At 73.2% G+C, this 9,028-nt stretch carries 8 protein-coding genes; 5 read left to right on the top strand and 3 right to left on the bottom strand.

Going from position 1 to position 9,028, the window contains the following annotated elements; translation table 11 throughout:
- Positions 1-491: 491 nt before the first annotated feature.
- Positions 492-1,838: a trypsin-like peptidase domain-containing protein gene (locus KBI5_RS14445; RefSeq protein ID WP_241882906.1), complete on the top strand. Its 1,347-nt coding sequence runs from the start codon at positions 492-494 to the stop codon at positions 1,836-1,838.
- A 67-nt stretch (positions 1,839-1,905) separates the two neighbouring features.
- A complete protein-coding gene (tatB, locus tag KBI5_RS14440) occupies positions 1,906-2,445 on the top strand; it encodes a Sec-independent protein translocase protein TatB (RefSeq protein ID WP_085015512.1) in 540 nt (179 codons plus the stop codon).
- A gap of 128 nt (positions 2,446-2,573) precedes the next feature.
- On the opposite strand, the gene KBI5_RS14435 is transcribed toward tatB, so the two are convergent.
- Complete coding sequence (locus tag KBI5_RS14435; protein ID WP_011438202.1) at positions 2,574-3,716, bottom strand: P-loop NTPase; 1,143 nt, start codon at positions 3,714-3,716, stop codon at positions 2,574-2,576.
- Positions 3,717-4,021: 305 nt separating this feature from the next.
- On the opposite strand from KBI5_RS14435, the gene KBI5_RS14430 reads away from it, so the two are divergent.
- A complete protein-coding gene (locus KBI5_RS14430) occupies positions 4,022-4,540 on the top strand; it encodes a MarR family transcriptional regulator (RefSeq protein ID WP_085015514.1) in 519 nt (172 codons plus the stop codon).
- Positions 4,541-4,598: 58 nt separating this feature from the next.
- Here the strand turns inward: KBI5_RS14430 and KBI5_RS14425 are convergent, their stop codons facing one another.
- On the bottom strand, positions 4,599-5,468 hold the full coding sequence (locus tag KBI5_RS14425) for a PHP domain-containing protein (protein ID WP_085015511.1): 870 nt from the start codon (positions 5,466-5,468) through the stop codon (positions 4,599-4,601).
- Positions 5,469-5,591: 123 nt separating this feature from the next.
- Positions 5,592-7,034, bottom strand: coding sequence for an aldehyde dehydrogenase family protein (locus KBI5_RS14420; protein ID WP_085015510.1), 1,443 nt, complete (start codon positions 7,032-7,034; stop codon positions 5,592-5,594).
- Positions 7,035-7,306: 272 nt separating this feature from the next.
- On the opposite strand from KBI5_RS14420, the gene gabT reads away from it, so the two are divergent.
- Positions 7,307-8,734: a 4-aminobutyrate--2-oxoglutarate transaminase gene (gene gabT, locus KBI5_RS14415; protein WP_011438198.1), complete on the top strand. Its 1,428-nt coding sequence runs from the start codon at positions 7,307-7,309 to the stop codon at positions 8,732-8,734.
- A gap of 138 nt (positions 8,735-8,872) precedes the next feature.
- The coding region (locus KBI5_RS28740; RefSeq protein ID WP_347272507.1) for a DUF6758 family protein at positions 8,873-9,028 on the top strand (156 nt) is incomplete at its 3' end.

Below are 9,028 nucleotides of genomic sequence, written 5' to 3'. Positions count from 1 at the left end.
AGCGGCGACCCACGGCCGCCGGGACGCCGGGCACGGGTAGCCCGGCGGCACGCGCTCCTGAGCCGGCCCCGGGGACTCCATCGGGTGCGGGGCCATCGGGTGCGGGGCCATCGGGTGCGGGGCCATCGGGTGCGGGGCCGCAGCCGCGGCCCACGGCCCGTGAGGGTGCGACGCCGGAATCCGGGGCGGCGCGGATTCCGGTACGTCAGCCCGGCCGGCGTCCGCCGACCCTCCCACCCGGTGAGGACAGGCCCGGCTCCGCTCCCGGAGGGCATCGCCACCCCCGGCATTCCGGGCGGGTCGAGGGGGCCGCTCCGGGCGTGGGTGCTCCGGGCGTGGGTGCTCCGGGGGCGGGTGTTTCGAGGACGGGCGTTTCGGGTCCGGGGGCGCCGGGCGCCCGGGCGGGCTGCGACCCGGGCGCCGCCGCGACCGACCGCGGGCACGCTGCGGCGGACGGGAACCCGCGGGAGCCGTCGGGAGGCTTGCCGACGGTGACCGCGGTGCGTGGCTTCGGCACGCAGCCGCCGGCCCCACCGCCCGCCGAGACGGGCTCCCCGCGGGCGTGGTCGCCGACCTCGACGCCGTATCCGCTGCCCGCGGACTCCGACGGCGGCGGCTCCGACAGCGGCGGCTCGAACGCCGCGCCGTTCGCCGTGCCGTTCGCCGATGTCCTGACTGGTCGTTCGGCGCCGCGGGGGCGCCTGGTCGCTCCTGGTCGCCCGGTCGTTCTCGGTCACCGGGTCCTCCTCGCGAGCATCCTGGTCGCGGGTCTGCTGGGTGGGGGGATCGGTGCGCTGCTCGTCTCGATGACCGAGCGCGGCAGCGACCAACAGGCGTCGGCGGCCCTGCCGGTCGGTACCGCCGCGCCCAGCTCCGACCGCAGGTCGGTCGCGTCGATCGCCGCGACGGCTCTGCCCAGTGTGGTGACGATCGACGCCGGTGGCGGGGGGGACGGCGATGCCGCGGGTACCGGCTCCGGGGTGATCATTAGCCCGGAGGGGTACATCCTGACGAACAACCACGTCGTGGCGTCCGCGGTCGCCGCCAGAACTCCGATCTCCGTGCGCCGCTACCAGGAGTTCGGCCAGGTCCGGGCCGACCTGGTCGGGCGGGATCCCAAGACTGACATTGCCGTCCTGCGGATCCCGGCCCCGCAGCCCCTGCCGGCGGTGACGCTCGGCCAGTCCGGCTCGCTGGTCGTGGGAGCGCCGGTGGTTGCCATCGGGGCGCCGTTCGGCCTCGCCGGCACCGTGACGACCGGCGTCGTCAGCGCGCTCGACCGCAATCCCATGGTCCCGGCCGAGAGCGGCACCGACCCCACGGTGCTCATCGGGGCGATCCAGATCGACGCGGCGATCAATCCGGGCAACTCCGGTGGTCCGCTGCTCGACGGCCTCGGCCAGATGGTGGGGATCAATACCGCGATCGCCGCGGTGCCCGGCCATGAGTCCCAGAGCCAGAGCGGCAGCATCGGCGTGGGGTTCGCCATCCCGATCGACTTCGCCCGCTCGGTCGCTCAGGAGATCATTTCGACCGGTCGGGCGACCCACCCGTACCTCGGCGTGTCAGCCGCGACCGTCACCGCCGGCCAGGCGAAGGCCATGGGGACCACGTCGGGTGCCCGCGTCGTCAACCTGGCGCCCGGTGGCCCCGCCGAGCGCGCCGGGCTGCGCGTCGGCGACATCATCACGCGGGTGGAAACCAGGGTTATCAGCGGGATGAACGACCTCATCGTCGCAGCCCGGCTCCACCGGGTAGGTGACCGGGTGTCGGTCGCCTACGAACGCGCCGGTGCCACCGCGACCACCCAGCTGACGCTGCAGGAACAACAGCGCTGAGCCGCAGACATCTTTTCGTTGCCCATGAGCTCCTTGCCCGCAACACCGGGAGAGGTACGCTCAGCGCGTGTTCAACGGTGTCGGGTGGGGTGAAGTCGTCGTCTTGCTTCTGATCGGGCTGTTCGTCTTCGGCCCGGACAGGTTGCCCAAGGCCGCCAGGGACGCGGGACGCGTGCTGCGTCAGCTGCGTCAGCTGGCCAACGGCATGCGTAACGATCTCAGGTCCGAGCTGGGCCCGGAATTCGCCGATCTGGATATCCGGGACCTGCATCCCAAGACCTTCGTCCGCAAGCACCTGTTCGAGGACGATCCGGTTCTGCCGCCATACCTCACCAAGCGGACCTCGCTCGACTCGCTGCTCCTCGGTGACGATCCGCCCGCGGCGCCGTCACTGACCAAGTCCTCGCTGCCGAGAGATCCCGCGGCCAAGGATCCGGCTCGTCCCGGCGCCGAGGCCGCGGTTCCGGCGGCGCCGCCCGGTCCGGTGTCCCCCATGCTGTCGAAGGTCTCGCCGAGCAAGGCGTCCGCCGCCCGGGCCGTGCCGGCGCAGCCGGCACGGAGCGACGGCCCGGCGACAGAGGTGCCCTTCGACTCGGACGCCACCTGAGGTTCGGCGTCGCCTGAGGTTCGGCGCCGCCGCCGGYTCGATGCACCCGCCCCGGGGCGGGGCCAGCCGGGGCCGGGCTCGCGTCGATCAGGCTGCGCGAACCCGGACGGACGGCCGGTCGTAGGTGTTCAGCGCCCCACCGGCGTGAGGTTGAGGCTGCGTCCGGCGAGCCCACGGGAGCGGTAGGTGAGCCGGCCCGCCACCGCGTGCAGGGCCTTGCCCGCCTCGCTGTCCGGCTCGCCGATGACCAGCGGCATGCCGTTGTCGGCGCCTTCCCGGAGCCGGACGTCCACCGGGATCTGGGCCAGCAGCGGTACGTCATGACCGAGCACCCTGGTCAGCCGCTCGGCCACCGCAGCCCCGCCGCCAGAGCCGAACACGTCGACCCGCTCGCCGCAGTGCGGGCAGGGCAGCCACGCCATGTTCTCGACGACCCCGACCACGTTCTGCCGGGTCTGCACGGCGATGGTCCCGGCCCGCTCGGCGACCTCGGTGGCCGCCAGCTGCGGGGTCGTGACCAGCAGCAGTTCGGAGGACGGCACCAGCTGGGCCAGGGAGATGGCGATGTCACCGGTGCCGGGCGGTAGGTCCAGGAGAAGGACGTCCAGGTCACCCCAGAAGACGTCTGACAGGAACTGCTCCAGGGCACGGTGCAGCATCGGTCCGCGCCAGGTCACTGGCTGGTTGCCGCGCGTGAACATCCCGGTGGAGATGACTCGCACCCCGTGTGCCTGGGGCGGCATGATCATCTTTTCGACCTGGGTGGGCGGGCGGTCGATGCCCAGCATGCGGGGCACGGAGTGCCCATAGATGTCGGCATCGAGCACACCGACCGACAGGCCCGAACGGGCCATCGCGGCGGCCAGGTTCACGGTGATCGAGGACTTGCCGACGCCGCCCTTGCCGCTGGCGACGCCGTAGACCCTGGTGGTCGAGCCTGGTTGGGCGAAGGGAATCGCCTTGGGGGCGTTGCCCCCCCGCAATTTCGCGTGCAGGGCACCGCGTTGCTCGTCCGACATGACCTGCAGATCGACGCGGACCTCGCGGACGCCCTCGACCGCGCTGACGGCTCGACTGACCCGATTGATGATCTCGTCGCGCATGGGGCAGCCGGACACGGTGAGCAGGACCCCGACGTCGACCGAGCCGTCGTCGAGCACGCGAACCGACGAGACCATGTCCAGCTCGGTGATGGGACGACCGATCTCGGGATCGTGCACCGTCGCCAGAGCCGACTGGATCGCGTCGGGGGAAGGCCGGGATAGGGACAAGGGAAACCTCAGTCACAGGTTGGTATCAGGTGCGGCCCGCCGGGCCGCCTGTGGGTCCACGATAGCCCGCGGGGGACGTGACGGCGCCGGCTCACGATCCCCGGTCCGCCGAACACGGCGGACCGGGGATCGTGAGCCGCCCTGTCGGCTTCACGACGGGTGCGGAGCGTGCCCATCGTCATGACCAGGGGTGATTGTGTCCCGGTATGTGCCTGGTATGTGTCCCGGTGACGGAGGCGGCTGCTTGGGACGGTTTTGCGGGCGGGCCGCGACGTAGGCTGATCGTGCGGGGGCGGGAGGACGCGATGGCAGTCGAAGAGATGTTCGGCGCCAGCTCCGAGACCGGCGAGGACTGGGTCGACGAACATGGGATGCGGGCCTGGCGTGAGCTGCTGCACGCCCATGCCCACGTGACCCGGGTCCTCGAGGCCGAGCTCGAGGCGGCTCACCGGCTTCCCCTGGCCTCGTACGACGTGCTGGTCCAGCTCRCCGAGGCCCCGAACGGCGAGTTACGGATGAGCGAACTCGCCCAGGCGGTGCTGCTCTCCCGCAGCGGTCTCACCCGGTTGGTCGACCGGCTGGAACGGGAGGGACTGGTCGCCCGGCGGTCCTGCCCGTCGGATGCCCGCGGCACGCTCGCCACCCTCACCCCGCAGGGGTTCGACCGCTTGCGGGCGGCCTCGGGCACCCACCTCAAGGGGGTCGCCCGGCACGTGCTCTCCCACTTCAGCCGAACCGAGCAGGACCTGCTCGCCGAGCTGCTGGGCCGGCTGAGCCCGCCGAGGCCGGGCGGCAACGGCCGGGGGTACGACGCGAACGCCTGAGCGGCCATGGCCTGCCGGCAGCGTGCCCGGCAGCGCGTGCCCGGCACCGCGCGGCCGGTCATCCGGACGCGGTGATCGGGACCGCCCCCCGCGCGGTGGAGATCAACGCCTCGTACGCCTCCCGGGAGGTGGTCTCGGCCCCGAGCCCCTGGGGCTTGCTGGCGCCGTGGAAGTCACTGGAACCGGTCGCCACCAGCGAGAGCTCGGCAGCGAGGCCACGTAGCCGGCGCCGCGCGACGGGTAGGTGATCGGGATGATCGACCTCGAGGCCGGTCAGGCCCGCCTTCGCCATCGCCTCGATCACCTCGGGACCGACCGTGACGCCGCGCCTGCTCGCGAACGGGTGCGCGAACACGCTCACCCCGCCGGCGCCGTGGATGAGGCGAAGCGCCTCCCAGACGTCCGGCTGCTCCTTGCCCACCCAGTACGGTCCGCCCGCGCCGATCCACCGGTTGCTGAACGCGGCCGCCACCTCGGGGATCAGCCCGGCCTCGACCATGACCGCGGCGATGTGGGGGCGGCCCACCGTGYCGGCCGCCAGCTCCAGGACCCGTTCCCAGCGCACCGGATGCCCGTCCGCGGCGAGTCGGTCGACCATCCGACGGGCCCGGGTGGCGCGATGTTCCCGCACCCGGGCCCGGGCCGCCGCGAACGCCGGCTCGGCCGGGTCGAACAGGTAGGCCAGCACGTGCAGGGATACCCACGCACCTGCCACCTCGACCTGGCAGGAGATCTCGGCGCCCGGCACCAGGGTCAGCCCGGCAGGCAGGGCCGCGGCCGCGCGGCCGATGCCCGCGATGGTGTCATGGTCGGTGAGCGCGAGGATCGACAGGCCCTGCCCGGCTGCGAGCCGGACGAGGTTCTCCGGTGACTCCAGGCCGTCCGAGGCGGTCGAATGGGTGTGCAGGTCGATGGCCACCCGCTCCATAATGCTTCATAGTGGCAGCTTTTCGCCGCGCGGCGATGATGTGGGCGGCAGGCGGTGGCGGCAGGCCGTGGCGAGACGGCGGTGCGGGCCGTGGTGGTGGGCGACGGCGGGCGGCAGGGAGGCCTACAGGTCCAGACCGGTCAGGACCAGCACCCGGTCCTCGGTGAGGTCGGTCATGGCCGAGCGGACCCCCTCCCGCCCGATGCCGGAACCCTTCGTCCCGCCGTAGGGCATCTGGTCGGCCCGGTACGACGGGACGTCGCCGATGACGACCCCCCCGACCTGGAGCTCCCGGTGGGCGCGGAAGGCGGTGGCCAGGTCATGGGTGAACACCCCGGCCTGCAGGCCGTAGGCGCTGTCGTTGATCCGGGCGAAGCCCTCGTCAACGCCGTCGACCGCCGCCACGACGATCACCGGGCCGAAGACCTCCTCGCTCACCACCTTGGCGGCGGGCGGAACGCCGGTCAGCACGGCCGGGCTGAGACTCGTGCCGTGGCGCGTCCCGCCGCAGACGAGTGTCGCCCCCGCCTCGACGGCCTCGGTGATCCACGCCTCGACCCGTTCCGCCGCCGCGACGTCGATCAGCGGCCCCACGTCGGTGGCCGGGTCGGCCGGATCCCCGTCGTGCAGCGCCCGCACGGCGGCGACGATCTCGGCGAGCAGTTCGTCGACGATCGTGCGGTCGGCGTAGACCCGCTGCACGGCGATGCACGACTGGCCGGCCTGGTAGTTGGCGAACAGGGCGATGCGGCCGGCGGCCCGGGCCAGATCGGCGGGGGTCGCGTAGTCGGCGGCGACCAGCACCGCCGCGTTCCCGCCGAGTTCGAGGACCACATGCTTGCGGGGGACCGTGTCGCGGATGGACCAGCCCACCGGGCCGGAGCCGGTGAAGGACACCACGGGCAGCCGAGGGTCCGCGACGAGCGGGCCGAGGCGGTCGTTGGGGATCGGGAGGACCGACCACGACCCCTCGGGCAAGCCGGCGTCGGCGAGCAGGTCGCCGAGGAACAGCGCCGACAGCGGCGTGCGCGGGGCCGGCTTCACGATGATCGGCGCGCCGACCGCCAGCGCCGGCGCCACCTTGTGGGCGACCAGGTTGAGCGGGAAGTTGAAGGGGGTGATGCCCAGCACGGGCCCGCGGGGGAAACGCCGGGTGAGCGCGAGCCGTCCCTCCCCGGGGGGATCGGTGTCCAGCCTGGTCAGCTCCCCGGCGAAACGCCGGGCCTCCTCCGCCCCCCAGCGGAAGGTGGAGCTTGCCCGGGCCACCTCGGCACGCGACCAGGTCAGCGGCTTACCGCTCTCCGCGGTGATGAGACGGGCCAGTTCGTCGCCTCGACGGGCGATCTCCTTCGACACGCCGGCGAGCGCGCCGGCGCGGACGTGGGCCGGCAGCGCCGCGAACGCCGGGGCGACCGCCGCCGCGGCGGCCACGGCCGTCTCAACCTGGTCGGGGTCCGGCTGCGCGACGACGGCGACCTCCGCGCCGTCGAATGGGTGCCGAACGGTGGTCGTCGCCGACCCGGTGGCCGGCTTGCCTGCCAGCCAGAACGGCGTCGGCTCGCTCATCGCGCGGATGACCGGTCGGCGCGGGCGGCCACCGGGCCGCCTGGCGTCGAGCCGCCTGCCGTCGTCATCACCATCGAGCTCATTCTAGGCGCCCGCGCGGGCGGGGCGCCTGCGGCGCGCCCGGTCCCGCCCGAGGAGCACCGGCCGGATCCCGGCGGCGGGGGACGATGGCCGGCCCGGCCCGGCCCAGACCGGACCAGGGCCGCGGCGCGGCGGCGTGGCCCGGGCCGTGGACAGGTACGTGCGCGCATACGATCAGGTAGGAGCCGACGATGACCATTCCTAACCCGGCGGCGACCGGAATCGGCCTGCCCGCCACCGGCGGCCCGCGGCTGCCCCAGGAGCCGCGTCTGCACACCGAGATCCCCGGCCCGCGGTCCCGGGCACTCGCCGCGCGCCGCGTCGGCGCCGTGGCCCGGGGGGTCGGTGAGACCCTCCCGGTCTACGCGCACGCGGCGGGCGGCGGGGTCGTGGTCGACGTGGACGGCAACTCGCTCATCGACTTCGGTTCGGGGATCGCGGTGGTCAGCGTCGGCAACGCTGCGGACGGGGTCGTCGAGGCCGTGCGCGAGCAGATCGGCCGGTTCACCCACACCTGCTTCATGGTGACGCCGTACGAGGGCTATATCGCCGTCTGTGAGGCGCTGAACCGGCTGACGCCGGGTACCCATGAGAAACGCTCGGCATTGTTCAACTCCGGAGCGGAGGCCGTCGAGAACGCCGTCAAGATCGCGCGCAGTGCGACCGGCCGGGGCGCGGTCGTCGTCTTCGAGCACGCTTACCATGGCCGGACGAACCTGACGATGGCGATGACCGCGAAGTCGATGCCCTACAAGAGTGGGTTCGGGCCGTTCGCGCCCGAGGTCTACCGGATGCCGCTGGCGTATCCCTACCGCTGGCCGACCGGTCCCGACCGCTGTGGGGAGGAGGCCGCCGAGCGGGTGATCGAGCTCGTGCGGGACGAGATCGGGGCCGCGTCCGTCGCCGCGATGGTCATCGAGCCGATCCAGGGGGAGGGCGGTTTCATCGTCCCCGGGACCGGGTTCCTGCCCCGCCTCGCCGAGTTCTGTACGGTCGCGGGGATCGTGTTCGTCGCGGACGAGGTGCAGACCGGGTTCGCCCGGACCGGGACGATGTTCGCCTGCGAGCACGAAGGCGTCGTCCCGGATCTCATCACCACCGCCAAGGGCATCGCCGGCGGCCTGCCGCTCGCGGCCGTCACCGGCCGTGCGGAGATCATGGACGCCCCCCAGGTCGGCGGGCTCGGCGGCACCTACGGGGGGAACCCGGCGGCCTGCGCCGCGGCTCTCGCCGCGATCGACCTCATCGAGTCCGAGGACCTGGCCGGCCGGGCCCGCCGGATCGGCGAGATCGCCCTGCCCCGCCTGCACGCGTTGCGCGAGCGGTACGACTTCGTCGGGGATGTCCGGGGGCGGGGCGCGATGGTCGCCCTGGAGCTGGTCCGGGGCGCCGGCGACGACAGCCCGGACAAGGTCCTCACCGCCGCCGCGGCCGCCGCCTGCCATCGTCGCGGCCTGATCGTGCTCACCGCGGGCACCTGGGGCAACGTGCTCCGGCTGCTGCCACCGCTGGTGATCGAGGAGCCGTTGCTGCTGGCTGGCCTCGATCTCCTCGACGAGGCGTTCGCGGAGCTCGCGGCGCGCCGTCAGCCTCCCTCCCCGGCCCGCCCGGAGGGGTGACGGCCCGCCCGGAGGGGTGACGGAGGGGTGGCGCACCCGGCTGTTCGGCATATCTGCCCAGGTCGGACGATTGCGGGTGGGAACCTGGTGGGGCGATTGCGGGTGGAAAGCCGAGGGCATACCGGTGCCGGAGTGCCGATGTTCGGCGACATCTCCACCTACGCCAGGAGGCGCCCGGTGACCATTGCTGCGGCCTGCCCGCGCTGTCTCGGACCGCTGCGTCCACCCGATCTGTGGAGCAGCCAGTGGCGGTGCGACGATCACGGGGAGGTGAGTCCCTACCGCACCGCCGTG

This window comes from Frankia sp. KB5, from assembly GCF_002099325.1.
Classification (GTDB): Bacteria; Actinomycetota; Actinomycetes; order Frankiales; family Frankiaceae; genus Frankia; species Frankia casuarinae.
The sequence above is the reverse complement of the archived record's forward strand: the minus strand, read 5'-3'. Positions and strand labels throughout refer to the sequence as shown.